Origin of the sequence: Pseudarthrobacter enclensis (assembly GCF_030811655.1) — a bacterium.
Taxonomy (GTDB): domain Bacteria; phylum Actinomycetota; class Actinomycetes; order Actinomycetales; family Micrococcaceae; genus Arthrobacter; species Arthrobacter enclensis_A.
The window spans coordinates 1-20,400 of the sequence record NZ_JAUSRE010000038.1 but is presented as its reverse complement, the minus strand read 5'-3'; the positions used below and the strand labels follow the sequence as shown (position 1 = coordinate 20,400).

Genomic DNA, 20,400 nt, shown 5'->3' with positions numbered 1-20,400 from the left:
GGCGCAGTCTCTGGGCTCAACACGTCCGTACAATGTGATATCCATCATTGAGCACCCCGTGATCCAGCTCACCGTTGCGTTCATATTGGTCACGGCGCCCACGGGGCCAGATGGAGGTACGCATGATCCACCGCTGGAGTATCGCGCGCCGGCTCTTCGTGGCGAACCTGCTGATCGTGGTGTCCTTTATCGCCATTGTGGGGACCGCCGCCTACGTCGATGCCCGGGACCGGACGTATGACGAAGCAGGCCGGCGGATGGGAGGCGTGGCGGCCGCCATCGCCGCAAATCCCCTGGTGCTCCAGGCTGCTGCCACGCCAAACCCGTCCGCCATCCTGCAGCCCTATGCCAAGGACGTCATGGCGGCGGCGGACGTTGACTTCATCACCATCATGGCCCCGGACCGGACCCGGTGGACGCATCCCCGGGACGAGGAGCTGGGCCGGCCTTACATCGGTTCCATCGACGCCGCGCTCCAGGGCCACGCATTCACTGAAGTGACCGCAGGCACGCTGGGGCCGTCCGTACGGACCATCGTCCCGGTCAAGGACGGGACGGGGGCGGTCAAGGCGCTGGTGGCCGTCGGCGTTACCGTCCGCAACGTCGACGTCGCCTTCGCCGGGCGCCTGCCCGTCCTGCTCGCCGTCGGCGTGGCCCTGCTGCTGGGCGGTTCCCTGGCATCATGGCTGTTGGGAAGGTACCTTCGTCGGGTGACGCGCGGCTGGGGGCCGGAACAATTGGCGCAGCTGTTCGCGTATTACGAGTCCGTGCTGCATTCGGTCCGCGAAGGGCTGATCCTGATCGATACCCGGAAGAGGGTGGTGATGTACAACGACCAGGCAGCTGAGCTGCTGGGCCTGCCGGAAACCGGCAGTAATGATCCCACCCGGCCACCTTCACTGGCAGACCTTCCTTTGGACCCCCAACTGCGCAGCCTGTTCGAGTCCGGACGCGCCACCAAGGATGAGATCGTCCTGGCCGGTTCACGGGTGCTGGTGGTCAACCAGCGACCGGCTCATGGTCCCGACTCCCCCGGCGCCCGCGGAAAGGTTCCCGTCTACGGCACCGTGGCCACCCTCCGGGACCGGACGGAAATCGAGGCACTGGGCAACGAGCTGCAGACCATGCGCACCCTTTCCGACGCGCTGCGGGCCCAAACGCACGAACACGCCAACAGACTGCACACCATGGTTTCGCTCCTTGAGCTTGGCCGCACGGGGGAAGCCCTGGACTTTGCCACGCAGGACCTGGCCCTGAGCCAGCGGCTGACTGATGACATGGTGAGCTCGATCGATGAGCCGGTGGTGGGTGCACTGGTCATGGGGAAGGTGGCCGAGGCCCACGAGCGCGGCGTCCAGCTGGATGTGTCCACCCTTGGCTCCGGCGCACCTGCCGGGGTGGCGGTCCAGGACCTGGTGACCATCCTGGGCAACCTGCTGGACAACGCCATCGACGCCGCCGCAGATGCACCCCCGCCGCGGCGCGTGGTCCTGACGCTGGAGGCGGACGAAGAAGGACTGGACATCGCCGTCAATGACTCCGGCGCGCCCATCGACCCCGCGGATGCAGAGAAAATCTTCCGTCACGGATTCAGCACGAAGCCGGCAGGGACGGGCGGCCGGGGCATCGGCCTGGCGCTGGTGCGGCAGGCCGTGCAGCGTTTGGGCGGTACGCTGGCCATCAACGGCCGTCGTGGCGCCAAGTTCCAGGTGTTCCTGCCCGCAGCGGTGTCCGCGGAGAAGGAGCACAGACAGTGAGCAACATCCGGGTCCTCGTCGTCGAAGACGAGGCGGTCGCTTCGGCAGCACACGCCGCGTACGTGGGGCGGCTGGAAGGATTCGAACTCGCCGGGACTGCTCCGGACGGCCAGTCCGCCCTGCGGCTGCTGAACGAATTCGTGGCTGCCGGCGAGCCGGTGGAACTGGTCCTGCTGGACATGAACCTGCCCGACCTGCACGGCCTGGACATTGCCAGGCGCATGCGTTCAGCCGGGATCCTGGCGGACATCATCGCCATCACTGCCGTGCGTGAGCTGGCGATTGTCCGCAGCGCCGTGGCCATCGGCGTCGTGCAGTACCTGATCAAGCCGTTCACGTTCGCCACATTCTCGGACAAGCTGGAAAACTACCGCCAGTTCCGCCAGCAGCTTGCCGGTTCCAGCGCCGGTCCCGGGAGGGGCGGCGCGTCCCAAAGCGAGGTGGACCGGGCTTTTGCCAGCCTGCGGGCGCCGTCCGAACTTCCGCTTCCCAAGGGCCTCTCCACCTCGACCCTTGGCTCCGTCCAGGAGTTCCTCCGCCGCCAGCCTGAAGCTGTGTCGGCCACCGAGGTGATGGATGCCCTGGGTATATCCCGCGTGACGGCGCGCCGCTACCTTGAATATCTTGCCGACGCCGGCACGGTTTCCAGGACTGCCCGCTACGGAACCCCCGGCAGGCCGGAGAACGAATACCGCTGGAACGCTCCCTGAGAATCCCACGGGCACGTCCGTCTGGTTCAGCCTGCGTCCGCCGGTCCTGGCCGCAGGGCCCCGAGCAGCTGTTCGATAACTCCTGGATCTTCAATCGTGGAGGGCACCGCGTACTCCTCACCGTCCGCTATCTGGCGCATCGTCTTGCGGAGGATCTTTCCGGAGCGCGTCTTGGGCAGGGCGTCCACTACCGTCACGTGCTTGAAGTCGGCGACTGCCCCGATGTCCCGCCGGACCAGCGCCACCAGGTCCTTGGCCAGCACGTCTTCGGGGATGTCCACGCCGGACTTGAGCACCACGTAGCCGCTGGGACGCTGGCCCTTGAGGGGGTCCGCCAGGCCGATCACCGCACATTCGGCAACGGCTGGATGCTGCCCTATCACCTGTTCCATGGCGCCGGTGGAAAGCCGGTGGCCCGCAACGTTGATGATGTCGTCGGTCCGGCCCATGACGAACAGGTAACCATCCGCATCGCGGTACCCGGAATCCCCCGTGGCGTAGCAGTCCTCAAAGGCCTGAAGGTAGGAGGACATGTATCTCTCGTCGTTTCCCCACAACGTGGTAAGCGTGCCCGGCGGCAGCGGCAGCCCCAGCACGATATTGCCCTCGGCTCCGGACTCCACCTCCGTCCCGGCACCGTCAAGGATCCGCAGCCGGAACCCGGGCATCGGCACCGTCGGTGAGCCGGCCTTGATGGGCAGCTTCTCCAGCCCCCGCGGGTTCGCACAGATCGCCCAGCCGGTTTCTGTCTGCCACCAGTGGTCCACCACCGGGACACCGAGGATGCGAGAGGCCCAGTGGAAGGTGTCCGTGTCCAGCCGCTCGCCCGCCGTGAACAGGGTGCGCAGGCTGGAGACATCGTAGTGCCTCAGCAGCTCCGCTTCCGGGTCAGCCTTACGGATGGCCCGCAGCGCCGTCGGCGCCGTGAACAGCACGTTGACCCGGTGGTCCTGGATCACGCGCCAAAAAGCGCCGGCGTCGGGAGTGCCCACAGGCTTTCCTTCATACATCACGGTGGTGGCGCCCGCCAGCAGTGGACCGTAGACGATGTAAGAGTGCCCGACCACCCAGCCGACGTCCGAAGCTGTCCACATCACGTCTCCGGGACCGACGTCGTAGATATTCTCCAGCGTCCAGCGCAGGGCGACCGCGTGGCCGCCGTTGTCCCGCACCACACCCTTGGGCGTGCCCGTGGTTCCAGAGGTGTAAAGGATATAGAGGGGGTCGGTTGCCTGCACGTCAACCGGGGTGGCGGGCACGGACGTCGCCATGGACTTGTCCCAATCAAGCCAGCCCGCATGGTCCGCCGTTGTTGCGGTGAAGCCCTCACGGGCCTTGACCAGAACAGGGATGTCCGGTGAATCCGCCAGCCGGAGTGCTTCGGCAACAGCCGGCAGGTACTCGATGCGGCGCAACGGTTCGATACCGCCCGAGGCGGTGACCACCATGGCCGGTTCCGCATCCCTGATCCTGGCCGCCAGCTCCTTCGGCGCAAAGCCGCCGAAAACCACAGAATGCACAGCCCCGAGCCTGGCGGTGGCCAGCATGGCAATGGCCGCTTCCGGAATCATCGGCATGTAGATCACCACCCGGTCCCCCTTGCCCACGCCGTTGGCCCGCAGCGCGCCGGCAAAGCGCGCAACGAGGTCCTTAAGTTCGGCGTAGGTATAGCGCAGCTGCGTTCCCAGCATGGCGGAGTCGTAAATCAGCGCGTCCTGCCCGCCGCGCCCCTCTGCGACGTGCCGGTCGAGTGCGTTGTAGGAGGTGTTCAGGATGCCGTCAGGAAACCAGCGGTACAAAGGCGCCCGGCTGGAGTCCAGCGCCGAGTGGGGCGGAGAAGTCCAGGAAATCTTTTGCGCTGCCTCCAGCCAGAAATCCTCGGGCTGTTCAACGCTTCGCCGGTAGCTGTCCATGTAGCTGTTGGTGACCATGAGGTAATCCCCTCCACGACATTGTGATGCAGCTCATGGTAGTGGGAACCCAGCAGGCCTACAAGGGTTTTGTATACAGAAAATTCGACTATCGGCGAAAAATGAGGTGAACGCTGTCATTCTCACCCTCCTGTGTATACACTGATCGAGTTACCGAGGAAGGAGGCCGCCGATGCGTGCCAGCGACAAGGCCTATGCCGCCCTGCGCGACGACATCGTCGAATGGCGCCTGGCGCCCGGAACGGTTCTTGCGGAGGTGGAACAGTCCGAACGCCTGGGCGTCTCGCGCACCCCGCTGCGGGAAGCCTTGGGCCGCCTCACGGCGGAAGGGCTGACCATGGCGGGCGGCCGCGGCGTGGTGGTCACCGACATCTCCCTCGAGGACATCGACGAACTCTTCGAACTCCGCGAAACCCTCGAGGGCAAGGCCGCAGCGCTGGCCGCCCGGCGCGGTGATGCCGCAATATTCGAACGCCTGCGGCAGGAACTCCTGCGGGCTCCGGAGCTCATAAGCGGCGACGAACCTGCCCTCCATGACTACTACGAACTCGTCGGGCGGCTGGACACCGCCATTGATGCAGCCATCTCTAATTCCTACCTGGCCCAGGCCATGCGCAGCCTGCGTGTCCACCTGGTCCGGATCCGGCGGCTGGCAGCTGACGACGCGCGCCGCCTCACCGCCGCAGCCGCCGAACATGCCGCCATCGCCGAGGCGATCGCGGCCGGCAACCCGAAGCTCGCCGAGGCCGCCACTATCGTCCACTTGCACCGAAGCCTCTCCCACGTCAAAGCAACCCACGCGACCCATCCAAAGGAGCATCATGGTTAAGGAACACCACGTCCGCGTCTACAAGAGCGAAGAAAACCTGCCCCGCGAGGACCAGCTCGCCTACAAGATTGCCCAAGTGGCGGCTGACCCCGTCGCGGTCTCCGACGAGGTGACCGACATGGTGATCAACAGGATCATCGACAACGCCTCGGTGGCCATCGCGTCCCTGAACCGGGCCCCCATCGTCGCCGCCCGTGCCCAGGCACTGACCCACGGCCCCACCACCGGAGGCAAGGGCTCCAAGGTTTTCGGCATCGAGGAGCGGGTGGCGCCGGAATGGGCTGCCTGGGCCAACGGCGTGGCCGTCCGCGAACTGGACTACCATGACACGTTCCTCGCCGCCGATTACTCCCACCCGGGCGACAACATCCCGCCGATCCTGGCCGTCGCCCAGCACGTCGGATCCAGCGGCCACGACCTGGTCCGCGGCATCGCCACCGGCTACGAGATCCAGGTCAACCTGGTCAAGGCCATCTGCCTGCACAAGCACAAGATCGACCACGTGGCACACCTGGGTCCCTCGGCCGCCGCCGGCATCGGCACCCTGCTGGGCCTCGACGTCGAAACCATCTTCCAGTCCATCGGGCAGGCGCTGCACACCACCACCGCAACCCGCCAGTCCCGCAAGGGTGAGATCTCCACCTGGAAAGCCCACGCTCCGGCGTTCGCCGGCAAAATGGCCATCGAGTCTGCAGACCGGGCCATGCGCGGCCAGACCTCCCCGGTGCCGATCTACGAAGGCGAAGACGGCGTCATCGCCTGGATGCTGGACGGCCCTGACGCTTCCTACATGGTCCCGCTCCCCACCCCGGGCGAAGCCAAGCGCGCCATCATGGACACATACACGAAGGAACACTCTGCGGAGTACCAGGCCCAGGCCTGGATCGACCTGGCGCGCAAGCTCCACCGTGAGCACCCCGAGGTCACCGATCCCGCCAACGTCCAGTCGGTGCTGATCAAAACCAGCCACCACACCCACTACGTGATCGGCTCCGGCGCCAACGACCCCCAGAAATACAGCCCCACCGCGAGCCGGGAAACCCTGGACCACTCCATCCCCTATATCTTCACCGTCGCCCTGCAGGACGGGGCCTGGCACCACGTGGATTCGTACGCGCCTGAGCGCGCCGGCCGCCCGGACACCGTGGAACTGTGGCATAAGGTCACCACGGTGGAAGACCCCGAATGGACCCGCCGCTACCACTCCCTGGACATCGCCGAGAAGGCCTTCGGCGGCTCCGTGGAGATCACGCTCAAGGACGGCACGGTCATCACGGACCAGATCGCCGTAGCCGACGCCCATCCGCTGGGCGCCCGGCCGTTCGCACGCGAGCAGTACGTCAACAAGTTCCGCACCCTCGCCGCGGGCCTCGTGGAGGAGGCCGAGATCGAAAGGTTCCTTGCCGCCGTCGAACGCCTCCCCCAACTCGCCGCGGGCGAACTGGACCAGCTGAACATCACCGCCGCCCCCGGCGTCATCGACCTGGCGGCGGCACCGAAGGGACTCTTCTAATGCTGTACTCGAAGACCACGCCGGAACAAAAGCGGATCCGCTTCCGGGAGCTGCTCTCCTCCGGCACCATCCAGCAGTTCCCCGGCGCGTTCAACCCGCTTTCGGCCCGCCTGATCGAGGAGAAGGGCTTCGCCGGCGTCTACATTTCCGGCGCCGTGCTGGCCAACGACCTGGGCCTGCCGGACATCGGGCTGACAACGCTCACCGAGGTGGCTACCCGGGCCGGACAGATTGCCCGCATGACGGACCTGCCCTCGATCGTGGACGCCGACACCGGGTTCGGTGAACCCATGAACGTGGCCCGCACAGTGCAGGAACTCGAGAACGCGGGCCTGGCGGGCTGCCACATCGAGGACCAGTTCAACCCCAAGCGCTGCGGCCACCTGGACGGCAAGAACGTGGTGGACCTGGACACCGCCACCAAGCGAATCCGTGCCGCCGCCGACGCGCGGCGCGATCCAAACTTCCTGATCATGGCCCGGACCGACATCCGCGCCACCGACGGGCTGGAAGCGGCCCAGCAGCGGGCTCAGGCCCTGGTCGAGGCCGGCGCCGACGCGATCTTCCCCGAAGCCATGAAGGACCTCAGCGAGTTCCAGGCCATACGCGACGCCGTGGACGTGCCGATCCTGGCCAACATGACCGAGTTCGGCAAAAGCGACCTGTTCACCGTGGACCAGCTGGCCGGGGTGGGCGTCAACATGATCATTTATCCGGTCACGCTGCTCCGTAGTGCCATGGGCGCTGCTGAGCGTACTCTGGAATCGATCAAATCCGACGGCACCCAGGAGGCACAGGTCCCAAGCATGCTGACCCGTGCCCGGCTCTACGACCTCGTTGACTATGAGGCCTACAACCACTTTGACACCGGGGTTTTCAACTTCCGGATCCCCGGGAACTGACATCCCGCCCTGGCACGTCAGCGGGGTACCGGCAGCAGCCGGAGAATGACTTCAGGAACACAGGCTTTTAGGAACAAAGGAGTTTCAGCATGGCTGAAAATGAGATCAAAAAGGGCCTTGCCGGCGTCGTGGTGGACTACACGGCGGTCTCCAAGGTCAACCCGGACACGAACTCCCTCCTGTACCGGGGATACCCTGTGCAGGAACTGGCCGCCCGGTGCAGCTTCGAGGAAGTGGCATACCTGCTGTGGAACGGTGAACTGCCCACGCCGGAGCAGCTGGCGGAGTTCACTGCCAAGGAACGGGCCGGCCGCGCGCTCGATCCGGTGGTCAAACAGGTGATCGACGCGTTGCCCACCACGTCGCACCCGATGGATGTCTGCCGGACCGCGGCCTCCGTGATGGGCGCCAGGCACCCGCTGGCCGAAGATTCGTCCCGCGAGGCCAACATGGCCAAGGCCCTCGACCTGTTCGCCGCCATGCCGGCGGTGGTGGCCTACGACCAGCGCCGCCGCCACGGCCAGGACGTCGTGGAACCGCGTGACGACCTGGGGTACTCGGCAAACTTCCTGTGGATGGCCTTCGGCGAAGAGCAGGTCCCGGAGGTAGTGGAGGCGTTCAACGTCTCGATGATCCTCTACGCCGAACACTCCTTCAACGCCTCCACCTTCACGGCCCGCGTGATCACCTCCACGCTTTCGGACCTGCATTCAGCCGTGACCGGAGCCATCGGAGCTTTGAAGGGGCCGCTGCACGGCGGTGCCAACGAAGCCGTCATGCACACCTTCGACGAGATCGGCATCCGGCAGGAGGAGTCCCTCGAGGAGGCTGCTGCCCGGGCCAAGACGTGGATGGAAAACGCCCTGGCGCAGAAGAAGAAGGTCATGGGATTCGGCCACCGTGTCTACAAGCACGGCGACTCGCGGGTTCCCACCATGAAGGCGGCTCTGGACAAGATGATCGCCCACTACGGCCGTCCCGAGCTGCTGGGGTTGTACAACGGCCTGGAGCAGGCGATGGACGAGGCGAAGGCGATCAAGCCGAACCTGGACTACCCGGCCGGCCCCACGTACCACCTCATGGGCTTCGATACCCCCACTTTCACTCCGTTGTTCGTAGCCAGCCGAATTACCGGCTGGACCGCGCACATCATGGAGCAGCTGGACGCCAACTCGCTGATCAGGCCGCTGAGCGAATACAACGGCCATGAGGAGCGGCACCTTCCGTAGCCTCCTCCGGGCAAGAGCGTTCGACGGCGGGCCGGCACTTGGGTGCCGCCCCGCCGTCGGCGTTTCACCTGCTTCGCCGTTTGCGGCTTTGTCAGGGAAGCCAGGTCAGGACGCTAGTCCAGGAGGCTTTGCGACGATGCGACGGACTCGTTGTCCGTGTGCATGGTGACCACCACGTTGACGCGGCGGCCTTCCAGCACTACCGGAAGCCAGTGGTCTGCGTCCTGCCACATGCGCTCCACCGGCAGCGCCTCCACCCTGAACCACTCGGGCAGGATCTCGTCGCTGGGCAGCGGGTCGCCCTGCCAGGTGCGCGCAGTGAAGAGCGTGGTCTTCATGTCCCAGTCAGGCCGCGCCGGGAACACGAAGTGCACGGCGCCGGCGTCCGCCAGGTCCTCCGCCTGGAGAACCACTCCGGTTTCTTCCAGCACCTCCCGGATCACAGCCTGGGCATGCGTCTCCCCCGGCTCCACATGGCCGCCGATGCCAACGATCTTGCCCCTGCCAAACCCTGTCTGTTTCAACCCGAGGAGGACCTCGGCCCCGTTCTCTCCTTCCCGGAGGAGGAAGCAGAGCGTCACCTCCGCTGCGCCCATCCCGGCCCCTAACCCAGGGCCCGGGGATGCGCGGCTGCATAGATCTCACGCAGCGTGTCGGCCGTGACCAGCGTGTACACCTGGGTGGTGGTCACCGACGCGTGGCCCAGCAGTTCCTGGACCACCCGGACGTCGGCGCCGCCTTCGAGCAGATGGGTGGCAAAGGAGTGCCTCAGGGTGTGCGGCGAGACATCGCGGGTGATATTCGCCTTTTCCGCCGCCGCTTTCAGGATGGTCCAGGCGCTCTGCCGGCTGATCCTGCCACCGCGGGCATTGAGGAACAACGCGGGCGTTCCCTTGCCTTTGGCGGCGAGCAGCGGGCGGCCCCGGACCAGGTAGGCATTAATCGCGCGGGCCCCGTACGAACCGAGCGGGACCAGCCGTTCCTTCGATCCCTTGCCGAACAGCCGGACAATGGCAGGCCCGGATTCCGGCTCCGCAAGGGAGATATCGTCAACGTCCAGTCCCACAGCTTCGCTGATCCTGGCGCCCGTGGAGTACAGGAATTCAAGGAGGGCGCGGTCGCGCAGCCCCGTGGCGGTATCGGTGCCGGCGGCCTCGAGGATCCTGGTGACCTCGTCAACGCTGATGGCCTTGGGGAGCCGTTTGCCCGCCATCGGCGGGTGCACTTCGCGGGCCGGATCGGCCGGCGTGTAGCCCTCCAGGGCCCAGAACTTGTGCAGGCCCCGGACGGCCACCACGGTCCGTGCCGCCGATCGGACGCCAAGGGCGGAGCCGCCGTCGGACCCGTCCGAAAGGGCCCGGACATAGCCGGTGACGTGGGGCCGCGTGATATCCGCGGGACGCGTGCAGCCAGCGGCGGTGAGGTAGCGGGCGTACCGGGCCAGGTCGCGGCGGTAGGCCGCCAGCGTGTTTACCGCCAGTCCCCGTTCCACACCCATGTGCTGGAGGTAGTCGGTGATTCCGCGGTCGATGGCGGCAGGGATCCCGGCAGGAGCGGCACCGGGCCCTGGCGTTTCGGGAGCCGGTTCGACAGCCGGTGCTGCCTCAGTCGAAGGACCCGGGACCATCAGCGCTGGCTGGGGTGTGCGGGCCAGGGGGCGTCGGCGGGGCGAAGGTCTTCATAGCCGCCGGCGCGGGCGGCTGCGGCGGCAAGGATCCCGACGACGGCGGACGGGTTGTGCAGGCGGCCCGCGAGGACGGAGGCCACGGCGTCGTCCAGGCTGATCCAGTGGAACTCGATTTCCGCTTCCTCATCCGTCCGTTCATGGCGCTCGTGATGGGGCACCTCGGTCAGGTCGCGGGCCAGGTAGATACGGATGGCCTCGCTGGAGGATCCGGGAGAGTTGAATACGTCGGCCAGCACATTCCAGGTGCCGGCGGCCAGGTCCGCTTCCTCGGCGAGTTCCCGCGCCGCGCCCACCACGAAGTCCTCGCCCTCGACATCCAGCAGGCCCGCGGGGACCTCCCACAGGTCCATCCCCACCGGGTGCCGGTACTGCTTGAGAAGCAGGATCTGGCCCTGGTCGTTCATGGGCAGGATGGCCACGGCGCCCGGGTGGTCGATGTAGTCGCGGGTCAGGGCGTCCCCGGTCTCCGAGAGCTGGAAGGTATCGCTGACGACGTCCCAGATCCGGCCCTCGTAAACCTTTTCGGAAGACAAAAGACGGCGCGGGCTTGGTGCATCCGAAACCTCTTTGGCAGGGGTGGCTTCAGGTGTACCAGGCATCGCGCCGTCCTTTGTGTGTTCTCTTGGCTACTTACCCGTAACGCTACCTGATGCCGCAGGCTCGCCAGCCGCGGGCGCAGCCGTGTCGGCAGCGCCCTGGTGACCCGCGTTCTGGTGGTCCAGTGCAGCCTTGACCAGGCCGGCGAACAGCGGGTGTGGGCGGGTGGGCCGCGAGCTCAGCTCGGGGTGCGCCTGCGTGGCGACGTAGTACGGGTGGACGTCGGCGGGCAGCTCAACGAACTCCACCAGCTTGCCGTCCGGGGAAGTGCCGGAGAAGACCAGGCCCTTGTCCGCGATCTGCTGGCGGTACTTGTTGTTGACTTCGTAGCGGTGCCGGTGGCGTTCGCTGACGGTGGTCTTGCCGTAGGTTCCGGCGATGACCGAGCCTTCGTCGAGCTTGGCTTCGTAGAGGCCCAGGCGCATGGTGCCGCCCAGGTCGCCGCGGCCCTCAACGTATTCCAGCTGCTCTTCCATGGTGGCGATGACCGGGTACTTGGAGTCCGGCTCGAACTCGCTTGAGGAGGCGCCTTCCAGGCCCACCACGTTGCGGGCGTACTCGATCACCATGCACTGCAGGCCGAGGCACAGGCCCAGGACCGGGAGCTTGGTTTCGCGGGCGAACTTCAGGGCGCCCAGTTTGCCTTCGAGCCCGCGGATGCCGAAGCCGCCAGGCACGCAGATGGCGTCCACGCCGTCGAGCGCCTTGATGGCACCCTCGCGGGTTTCGCATTCGTCGGACGGGACCCAGCGGATATTGACCTTGGCCTCGTTGGCGAATCCGCCGGCACGGAGCGCTTCGGTCACCGAGAGGTAGGCGTCCGGGAGGTCGATGTACTTGCCCACCAGGGCGATCTCGACGTGGTGCTTGGGGTTGTGGACGGCTTCGAGGAGGCGGTCCCAGCTGGTCCAGTCAACGTCCTTGAACGGCAGGTCCAGGGCGCGGACGATGTAGGAGTCCAGCCCCTGGCCGTGCAGCGTCTTGGGGATGTCGTAGATGCTGGGGGCGTCCGCGGCGTTCACCACGGCGTCGATATCGACGTCGCACATGCGGCCGATCTTTTCCCGCATGGCGTCCGGGACTTCGCGGTCCGAGCGGATCACGATGGCCTCGGGCTGGATGCCGATGGAGCGCAGTGCGGCGACAGAGTGCTGCGTGGGCTTGGTCTTCAGTTCCTGGGACGGGCCGATGTAGGGCACCAGGGAGACGTGGAGGAAGAAGACGTTGTTCCGGCCGATGTCCTGGCGGACCTGGCGGGCGGATTCGAGGAAGGGCTGGGACTCGATGTCGCCGACGGTGCCGCCGATTTCGGTGATGATGACGTCGGGGGCGTTCTTGCCCTCGGCGGGCAGGCGCATGCGGCGCTTGATTTCATCCGTGATGTGCGGGATGACCTGTACGGTGTCGCCGAGGTACTCGCCGCGGCGTTCCTTGGCGATGACCGTGGAGTACACCTGGCCGGTGGTCACGTTCGCGGAACCTTCAAGGTTCTCGTCGAGGAAGCGCTCGTAGTGCCCGATGTCCAGGTCTGTCTCGGCGCCGTCGTCGGTGACGAAGACCTCACCGTGCTGGAAGGGGTTCATCGTGCCCGGATCCACGTTCAGGTAGGGATCGAGCTTCTGCATCGTGACGGACAGGCCGCGCGCCCGCAGGAGGTGACCAAGGCTGGAGGCCGTCAGTCCCTTGCCGAGCGAGGATGCCACACCGCCGGTGACAAAAATGTGCTTCGTCGTCTTGGAGGAACCCGGGAACCGGGAATTTACACGGGAATTTGATCGCTGCACCACGGAGTTCGAGCCTATCATCATTTGCGTCTTCCCGCCGTTGCCCGGGTCAGGCGCGCTGCGGAAGGAGTTTGGCGTCCTCCAGCAGTTCCCGGGCGTGCGCCTGCGCCGATTCGGAGTCCTCCTGGCCTGCCAGCATGCGGGCGAGCTCACGCACCCGCTCAGGCTCGTCGAGGAGGCGGACATCACTGGAGGTGAACCCGGTGGAGGTGCCGCCGTCGGCTCCCCTGACCGAGGTTTTGGTCACTGTGATGTGCTGGTCGGCGAAGGCGGCCACCTGCGGCAGGTGGGTGACCACCAACACCTGAACGTGGCGTGCCAGCATGGCGAGCCGGCGGCCAATCTCGACGGCGGCACGGCCACCCACGCCTGCGTCCACCTCGTCGAACACGAACGTGGGGACGGGGTCGACGGCGGCCAGCACCACTTCGATGGCCAGCATCACGCGGGACAGTTCACCGCCGGAAGCCCCCTTGCCGAGCGGCCGGGCCGGGGCGCCCGAATGCGGCTGCAGCAGGAAACTGATCTCGTCCGCGCCGTGCGGGCCGAGCTGCCCGGCGGTGTCGAGGTTGATCACCAGTGTGGCGTCGGCCATGGCCAGGGCCTTCAGCTCGGCGCTGACGCGGGCGGACAGGTCCTTGGCAGCTTTGGCGCGGATCTTGCTGATGGCGGCTGACTGCTTGGTCAGGTCCGCTTCGGCGCGGACCACCTCCGCGTCCAGGGCCTCGATGCGGGATGTATCGTCCTGCAGTTCATCGAACCTGACGCGCGCCTTCTCAGCCCACTCAAGTACTTCGTCAATGGTGGGGGCATACTTGCGGACCAGTTTGGCCAAGGCGGCGCGCCGGTCCTCGATCTCGGCGAGCCGTTCCGGGCCTTCGGAGTCCAGGCCGGCCTGGTAGCTGGCCAATTCGGTGGCGATGTCGTTGAGCAGGAAGCCCACCTCTGCCAGCCGGGCGGCCGCGGACCCCAGTTCGGCGTCGTGCTCAGCCACGTGCTCAAGGGTCCGTTTTGCGGTATCCACCAAGGTGGTGGCGTCACCCGCTTCACCGAAGTCCTCAGCGATGAGGGCCTGATGCGCGGTGCTGGCGGCAATCCGCAGTTCTTCCACGTTGGCAAGCTTCACGGCCTCGGCCTTGAGCAGCTCGTCCTCCCCCGGCTGCGGATCAACATCGTCGATCTCGGCGAGGGCCGCTTCCAGGGATTCAGCCTCGCGGAGCCTGTCCCGTGCGGCGCTGCGGATGGTGTCCAGCTCCGCCTGGCTGGCGTTCCACCGTCTGTACAGGTCCTGGTAGGCCGCCAACGGGCCAGCCAGGGTCTCGCCCGCGAATTTGTCCAGGGCTTCGCGCTGGGCCGTGGCGCTCTTCAGCCGGATCTGGTCGGACTGGCCGTGCACCACCACCAGGGACTCGCCGATCTCGGCCAGGACACCCACTGGCGCTGCCCGGCCGCCCAGGAACGCCCGGCTCCGTCCGTCCGCACCCAGGCGGCGGGCAAGAATCAGCTCGGTGCCGCCGTCGAACTCCTCCGCGTCGGCGCCGGCGTCCAGTGCACGGGCGACGGCGGGATGTCCGGTGTCGAGCTTAAGCACGGCCTCGGCGGTGGCGCTTTTGGCGCCGCTGCGCACGGCTCCGGCGTCCGAGCGGGCACCCAGCAAAAGCCCGACGGCGGTGACCACCATGGTCTTGCCGGCACCGGTTTCGCCGGTGACGACGCTTAGTCCCGGGCCGAGCGGCAGCGTTGCGTCGGTGATGACGCCAAGATCGCGGATTCTCAGTTCTTCAAGCATGGATTCACTTTGCGGTCGACGGATCGGGATCGCTGCCCGGGTTATCCACCTGCGGTACGGGCAGCGGCGGCATGGGCCGCGGCGTCCGCACTATGGGGACGGGGCCGGTGTGTACGGCGTCCGACTTGGGCACTGGGCCGCGCCAGCCGTGGATGGGGAGCTCGAACTTGCGGACCAGCCGGGCGGAGAACGGCGTCTGGTGGGTGCGGGCCAGCCGGACGGGGGTGGCGGACTTGGTCACTTCCACGCGGGCGCCGGGCGGCAGGTCCACGGAGCGACGGCCATCGCACCACAGGACGCCCTGGGCATCGGTCCGGCCCAGGACCTCGACGGCCAGCTTGGACCTGGGCGACACGACGAGGGGCTTGGCGAACAGGGCGTGGGCGCTGATCGGCACGATCACCAGCGCCTCCACCTCCGGCCAGACCACCGGGCCGCCGGCGGAGAATGCGTATGCCGTGGACCCCGTGGGGGTGGCCAGCACGATGCCGTCGGAGCCGAAGGACGTCAGCGGGCGCTCGTCCACCTCGGTCACCACTTCCAGCATCCGTTCCCGGTTGGCTTTCTCGATGGCGGCTTCGTTCAAAGCCCAGGTGTGCCAAATCTTCTGGCCACGGACCCACACCTGGACATCAATGGTCATGCGCTCTTCAACCGTATACTCACGGCTGGCGATCCACTCGACGGTCTGGGCCAGGTCGGCCCGCTCGCTTTCTGCCAGGAAACCCACGTGGCCCAGGTTGACGCCCAGCAGCGGCACGTCCACCTCGCGGACCAGTTCGGCTGCCCGCAGGATGGTTCCGTCGCCGCCGAGGACCATGACAAGTTCAACGTCGGGCAGCTGCACGTGGTCGTGGAGCACCTCAACCGGCTGGGCGAGGTGGCCAAAGAACCGCTCCATGTCGCCGAGTTCGGACTCCTGCATCACGGGGACCATGCCCGAGGCGTGCAGCAGGGCGCAGGCCTCCCAGGCGGCTTTCAACGACTCCTCGCGGCCGGTGTGGGCAAGGACCAGTACACGCCTGCTCATCAGGTTCCGCTCTCTAGTGGTTCGGCCAGATTTGTCCGAGCAACGCAGCGGCTGCTGCCTCTCGCTCTTCGATCTTAGGCAAGTCTTTGCTGATCCTGCGTTTTATCCACAGGAAGTATTCGACGTTTCCGTCCTGTCCGGGCAACGGACTGACCGCCAGGCCGCACAGGTCCAGCCCGGCGTCGAGGGCAGCCCTGGCGACTTTCTCCACCGCCATCCGCCGCTCCCGCTCCGACGTAACCACCCCGGTACGGCCCAGGCGGTCCTTGCCGATTTCGAACTGCGGCTTGACCATCAGCACCAGGTCACCCCCGGGTTCGGTGCAGTCCGCCAGCGGCTGCACCACCAGGGTGAGGGAGATGAAGGAGAGGTCCGCGACGGTCAGGGCCGCCGGTCCGCCGATGTCAGCCGGCCCCATGTACCTGACGTTCATTCCCTCGTGGACATCCACCCGCGGATCGTCCCGGAGGTGCGGCACCAGCTGGCCGTGTCCGACGTCGACCGCCACCACGCGCGCGGCCCCTCGGCGAAGGAGGACGTCGGTAAATCCGCCAGTGGACGCACCGGCGTCGAGACACCGTTTGCCCTGTGCCGATACCCCGGGGAAGGCGTCCAGCGCGCCGGCCAGCTTGTGGGCGGCACGGCTTGCATAGGTATCCTGCTCATCGTGTTGGACGGCGAGGTCCCGGCCGTCGTCAACCTGCAGGGATGCCTTTGCGAGGACCTGGCCACCGGAGCTGACCTTGCCTTCGGCGATGAGCGAGGCTGCGTGCGTGCGTGACCTTGCCAGGCCGCGTGCCACCAGGGCCTGGTCGAGGCGGGGCGGCATCAGGCCTCCCCGCGGCCGGGGTCGGTGGCAGCGCGGATGCTGTCTGTGGGATCACTGTTGAGGGTGGCCAGCAGGTCATCGTGGAGCGCGTTGTAGATGGCCTCGTGCTCCGCGGCCGGGAGCCGGGGTATGTCGAGGAGCCTTGCCACGGACCGTGCCACGTCCGGATCCGTGATGCCCTGCCCGGTCTCCCCGGTGGCTTCCTCCGGCCATTCGGGAGCGGGCTGGGCTGCCGCGTCGTCCGGTTCGGTCAGCTCAGTCATTGAACCAGTCTAGTGATCCATCCACACCAGCTTGGGCGCCTGTGCGTTTGCGGCGTCCGGGGTGGCGGCCCACCATGCCGCGCATGCTGCCCGCCATGAATCCAGGTCATCCTGGCCGCCGATGATGCCCACGGCTCCGTTGACCACGCGTGCCGTCGCCTGGCCGCACGTGTAGGTGCCGTCGTCGTGCGTCACCTCGGGGTAGGAGCGGTGCAGGTCCGTCAGGTTGCCGATGATGTAGTTGGGCCGTTCCGCGGACCGCGCCGCAAGAATGGTCTCGCGCGTGTCGACGCCGGTCAGCACGGCAACGGTGGCGAAGCCCGCGTTGTTGCCGCCCAGGATGTCCGTGTCCAGCCGGTCCCCCACCACCAGGGGGCGCTCCGCCCCGAGACGCTTCGCCGCGGAGTGGAACAGAGGAGCCTCGGGTTTCCCCGCAACTTTGGGCTGCTGCCCGGTGGCCGCGGCGACAGCGGCAACCAGCGTGCCGTTCCCAGGGGCGATTCCACGCGCCTGGGGTATGGACATATCAGTGTTGGTGGCCACCCACAGCGCACCGGCGTTAACCACATACGTAGCCTCCGCCAGGTCCTTCCAGCCAATGGCAGGACTGAACCCTTGTACCACTGCCACGGGCTCCTCTTCCTGGCTGCCCACGGGAACCAGGCCTGCAAGTTCGATTTCACGCGCAAGTGCAGGGCTTCCGGTGATGAGGACCCTGGACCCTGGTGCCAGCAGGGAGGCAAGCAGGTCCGCCGCGGCCTGTGAGGAACTGACCACCTGGTTGTCCTCGGCCGGCGCCCCGAGTTCACGCAGGTGCGCCGCAACCTCTGCGGGCGAACGGGACGCATTGTTCGTCACGTAGCCCAGGCCGATGCCCAGCCCGGAGAGCTTCTTCAGGGATTCGACAGCTCCGGGAATGGCGTGTGGCCCTGCATAGACCACGCCGTCCAGATCGGCCAGTAGCGCATCGAACCGGGTAACAAGGGACACGTCAGTCATCCGTGTTCAGTCCCGTCCTTCGTCAGGGTGCCGGGTGTCACCGTTGTCTTCCGGGACGGCATGGTCTGCAGCCGGGGACTCGAGTTCATCGTGCTCCACCGAGTCCTGGTCCGATTCAGCGTCGTCGGAGACGAAGTAGTCGGCCTCCTGGTCATCGATACTGCTGTCCGGGACAGCCTTCGCTTCCGTGGCGCGCGCGCCGCCGGCCGAAGGGGCGGCGGGCGCCTCTGCCGGGCTTTCGGCGTCGGCAGACCTGGCGGCGTCCTCCAGCGTCCTGCGACGCTTGGCCTCTTCGCGGGCTTCCTCTTCCTCGTCCCAGCCCAGGTCAATGATCTCGGGTTCCTCGTCCACACCCTGGCCCAAGGCGTTTTCCGCCACTACTGCCTGCCGGCTCCACTTCCCGGATTCTTCCTGGCGTCCCACCGCTGCAAGAGCATCGGCATAGGCACGGAAGAGGCGCGGGCTGTACGAGAACGCGCGGTTGATATCCAACTGCGGGATTTCCAATTCCGCTACAGCGGCATCCAGCTGACCAAGGTCCGTGCGTGCACCGGCCGCAACGATGGCCAGTTCCACTTTGCCGGGAGCGTCCAGGTCCTGGGCTTCCTCGGAACGGGCAACGTCAAGGGCGCGGTCGGGGCGACCCAGGCCACGCTCGCAGTCAGCCATTACGGGCAGGTGCACGTTGGAGCCACTGATCCGGCGGAAGGTGCGGAATTCGCGGAGCGCCTCGCCGTAGTGGCCCGCTGCGTAGGCAGTAAGGCCAACGGCTTCGCGGACAGCCGCGAGCCTGCCGCCACGACGGCTGGCTGCGAGTGCATGCTGGAAGGCAAGCTCAGGCTCGTCGTCAATCAGGCGGCCAGCCATTACCAGGTGGCGGGCCACCCACTCCGAACTCTTGGCCTCAAGGGTCTTGATCTGGTGCTGCGTGGCCCGGTCCAGTTCCTTGCCCGTAACGTCTTCGTCGATCTCGGGTGAGCGTTCGCGGTCCGGCCGGTTGGCACTGCGAAGGTCGGCGGCATTGGGCACACGCGCCGGACGCTCTTCCTGGCGGTCGCGACCGAAGCCACGGGGACCGGAGCTGCGGCCGGATTCGCCGCGATCGAAGCTGCGGGGCGCGCGGTCCTGCCGATCACCGAACGGTTTACGGTCACGGTCACCACCACCAAAACCGCGGCGCTCACCTTCGCCCTCACTGCGCGGACGATCACCGAACGGCTTGCGGTCACGGTCACCGAACGGCTTCCGGTCGCGGTCACCAAACTGTCGGCGCTCACCTTCGCCCTCACGGCGCGGACGATCACCGAACGGCTTCCGGTCACGGTCACCAAACTGTCGGCGCTCACCTTCGCCCTCACGGCGCGGACGATCACCGAACGGCTTGCGGTCACGGTCACCGAACGGCTTGCGGTCGCGATCACCGAACTGTCGGCGCTCACCTTCGCCCTCACTGCGCGGACGATCAACGAACGGCTTCCGGTCACGGTCACCGAACGGCTTCCGGTCACGGTCAGCGAACGGCTTCCGGTCGCGGTCACCGCCACCAAAACCGCGACGGTCGCCCTCACCATCACGACGCGGACGATCACCGAACGGTTTGCGATCACGGTCGCCAAACTGTCGGCGCTCACCGCCGCCGGAAGCTTCGCCACGGGAGAAGTTTTTGCCATCGCGGTCAGACCGGGACCTGAAGCCGCGGGGCTCACCGCCGGAGTTGTTGTTGCCGCGGAACGCGCCGCGGTCATTGCCGCGGTTGCCACCGTTGTGCTCGGCCATATGGATTCCTCCTGTTGTGAGCCGACCACTGGCGCAACTGCAGCCGCTCGTTTCGTTTCCTACGCAACCCGAAATCAAGCGCTTCGAAGTCCGTACATCTTCACCAATTCTAGTGGAGGCACAAAATCCTGCGGGACAGAGCAGGCCCTGGCAGCGGTATCGTGGCCAGCTTCACAGGCCCAGGGACGCCCCATCACTTCCCGCCGCCTCTCCCCAACGCCCCATCACCTCCCGCCGCCTCCCGCCGGACGCCCGATCACGTTCCGCCGCTTCTTATCGGATGCCCCATCACTTCCTTTGGCGTTGCAGCCGTAGGTGGTGGGGCGCCGTTTGGATCAGGGCCGTAGGTGATGGGGCGTCCCTTGGATCAGGGCCGTAGGTGGTGGGCCGTCGTTTGGATCAGGGCGGTAAGTGATGGCGCGTCTGCTGGTTGGTTGTTAAATGTGGGAGGCCCCAACCGGTGTGGTTGGGGCCTCGACCTAATGTGTGTCCGGCGGTGACCTACTCTCCCACACCCTCCCGGGTGCAGTACCATCGGCGCTGTGGGTCTTAGCTTCCGGGTTCGGAATGGGACCGGGCGTTTCCCCCACGCTATGACCGCCGTAACCCTTTCACCCGCTCCCCCGTGAATCGTGCCTGGGGGTGGGAAGACTTGTGGTTACAACTCGCTGTCCCCTTTGGGGGGCAGCATGGTGGTGTTGTTATTCAGTTGTTTGGTTCCGCCAACGGGTTGTTGGTTGGGAACCACATAGTGGACGCAAGCAGAATGTGTTTC

17 protein-coding genes and 1 rRNA gene are annotated in these 20,400 nt (G+C 66.6%); 6 read left to right on the top strand and 12 right to left on the bottom strand.

Annotated elements, in window-relative coordinates:
• The first annotated feature begins 122 nt into the window (after nucleotides 1–122).
• Nucleotides 123–1,757: a sensor histidine kinase gene (locus J2X98_RS21645; RefSeq protein WP_141940841.1), complete on the top strand. Its 1,635-nt coding sequence runs from the start codon at nucleotides 123–125 to the stop codon at nucleotides 1,755–1,757.
• The gene (locus tag J2X98_RS21640) at nucleotides 1,754–2,467 is read left to right on the top strand and encodes a response regulator (RefSeq protein ID WP_307312435.1); all 714 of its coding nucleotides are present in this window, start codon (nucleotides 1,754–1,756) and stop codon (nucleotides 2,465–2,467) included. The genes J2X98_RS21645 and J2X98_RS21640 overlap by 4 nt, the downstream gene beginning before the upstream one ends.
• A 26-nt stretch (nucleotides 2,468–2,493) precedes the next feature.
• On the opposite strand, the gene J2X98_RS21635 is transcribed toward J2X98_RS21640, so the two are convergent.
• Complete coding sequence (locus J2X98_RS21635; RefSeq protein WP_307312430.1) at nucleotides 2,494–4,398, bottom strand: propionyl-CoA synthetase; 1,905 nt, start codon at nucleotides 4,396–4,398, stop codon at nucleotides 2,494–2,496.
• A 172-nt stretch (nucleotides 4,399–4,570) separates the two neighbouring features.
• Between J2X98_RS21635 and J2X98_RS21630 the strand changes: the two genes are divergently transcribed.
• The 4 genes from J2X98_RS21630 to J2X98_RS21615 all read left to right on the top strand — a co-directional run bounded on the left by J2X98_RS21630 (nucleotide 4,571) and on the right by J2X98_RS21615 (nucleotide 8,871).
• A complete protein-coding gene (locus J2X98_RS21630; protein ID WP_141940838.1) occupies nucleotides 4,571–5,227 on the top strand; it encodes a GntR family transcriptional regulator in 657 nt (218 codons plus the stop codon).
• Nucleotides 5,220–6,740, top strand: a complete 1,521-nt coding sequence (locus J2X98_RS21625; protein ID WP_307312427.1) for an MmgE/PrpD family protein — start codon at nucleotides 5,220–5,222, stop codon at nucleotides 6,738–6,740. Before J2X98_RS21630 ends, J2X98_RS21625 begins: the two co-directional genes overlap by 8 nt.
• Nucleotides 6,740–7,642: a methylisocitrate lyase gene (gene prpB, locus J2X98_RS21620; protein WP_307312425.1), complete on the top strand. Its 903-nt coding sequence runs from the start codon at nucleotides 6,740–6,742 to the stop codon at nucleotides 7,640–7,642. The genes J2X98_RS21625 and prpB overlap by 1 nt, the downstream gene beginning before the upstream one ends.
• 89 nt (nucleotides 7,643–7,731) lie before the next feature.
• Nucleotides 7,732–8,871 carry a bifunctional 2-methylcitrate synthase/citrate synthase gene (locus tag J2X98_RS21615; RefSeq protein ID WP_307312423.1) on the top strand — a complete coding sequence of 380 codons (1,140 nt, stop codon included), beginning with the start codon at nucleotides 7,732–7,734 and terminating at the stop codon, nucleotides 8,869–8,871.
• Between the two features lie 113 nt (nucleotides 8,872–8,984).
• Here the strand turns inward: J2X98_RS21615 and J2X98_RS21610 are convergent, their stop codons facing one another.
• From J2X98_RS21610 to rrf, 11 genes are all read right to left on the bottom strand, one after another.
• Entirely contained in the window at nucleotides 8,985–9,467 is a 483-nt protein-coding gene (locus tag J2X98_RS21610; protein ID WP_307312421.1) for an 8-oxo-dGTP diphosphatase, read from the bottom strand.
• An 8-nt stretch (nucleotides 9,468–9,475) separates the two neighbouring features.
• The gene (gene xerD, locus J2X98_RS21605; RefSeq protein WP_307312417.1) at nucleotides 9,476–10,498 is read right to left on the bottom strand and encodes a site-specific tyrosine recombinase XerD; all 1,023 of its coding nucleotides are present in this window, start codon (nucleotides 10,496–10,498) and stop codon (nucleotides 9,476–9,478) included.
• Nucleotides 10,498–11,157 (bottom strand): NUDIX domain-containing protein, encoded by a 660-nt coding sequence (locus J2X98_RS21600; RefSeq protein WP_307312414.1) that lies wholly within the window; start codon nucleotides 11,155–11,157, stop codon nucleotides 10,498–10,500. The genes xerD and J2X98_RS21600 overlap by 1 nt, the downstream gene beginning before the upstream one ends.
• A 27-nt stretch (nucleotides 11,158–11,184) precedes the next feature.
• Complete coding sequence (locus J2X98_RS21595) at nucleotides 11,185–12,960, bottom strand: CTP synthase (protein WP_307312442.1); 1,776 nt, start codon at nucleotides 12,958–12,960, stop codon at nucleotides 11,185–11,187.
• A 28-nt stretch (nucleotides 12,961–12,988) separates the two neighbouring features.
• On the bottom strand, nucleotides 12,989–14,728 hold the full coding sequence (gene recN / locus J2X98_RS21590) for a DNA repair protein RecN (RefSeq protein ID WP_307312411.1): 1,740 nt from the start codon (nucleotides 14,726–14,728) through the stop codon (nucleotides 12,989–12,991).
• A gap of 4 nt (nucleotides 14,729–14,732) precedes the next feature.
• Complete coding sequence (locus J2X98_RS21585) at nucleotides 14,733–15,758, bottom strand: NAD kinase (RefSeq protein ID WP_307312408.1); 1,026 nt, start codon at nucleotides 15,756–15,758, stop codon at nucleotides 14,733–14,735.
• Nucleotides 15,759–15,771: 13 nt separating this feature from the next.
• Nucleotides 15,772–16,587 (bottom strand): TlyA family RNA methyltransferase, encoded by an 816-nt coding sequence (locus tag J2X98_RS21580; protein ID WP_307312405.1) that lies wholly within the window; start codon nucleotides 16,585–16,587, stop codon nucleotides 15,772–15,774.
• Nucleotides 16,587–16,850 (bottom strand): hypothetical protein, encoded by a 264-nt coding sequence (locus J2X98_RS21575; protein ID WP_141940829.1) that lies wholly within the window; start codon nucleotides 16,848–16,850, stop codon nucleotides 16,587–16,589. The genes J2X98_RS21580 and J2X98_RS21575 overlap by 1 nt, the downstream gene beginning before the upstream one ends.
• A gap of 9 nt (nucleotides 16,851–16,859) precedes the next feature.
• Complete coding sequence (locus J2X98_RS21570; RefSeq protein WP_307312398.1) at nucleotides 16,860–17,849, bottom strand: HAD-IIA family hydrolase; 990 nt, start codon at nucleotides 17,847–17,849, stop codon at nucleotides 16,860–16,862.
• A gap of 6 nt (nucleotides 17,850–17,855) precedes the next feature.
• Nucleotides 17,856–19,625, bottom strand: a complete 1,770-nt coding sequence (locus tag J2X98_RS21565; protein WP_307312395.1) for a hypothetical protein — start codon at nucleotides 19,623–19,625, stop codon at nucleotides 17,856–17,858.
• A gap of 488 nt (nucleotides 19,626–20,113) precedes the next feature.
• Nucleotides 20,114–20,230: ribosomal RNA gene (gene rrf / locus J2X98_RS21560) — 5S ribosomal RNA — on the bottom strand.
• Nucleotides 20,231–20,400: the final 170 nt, after the last annotated feature.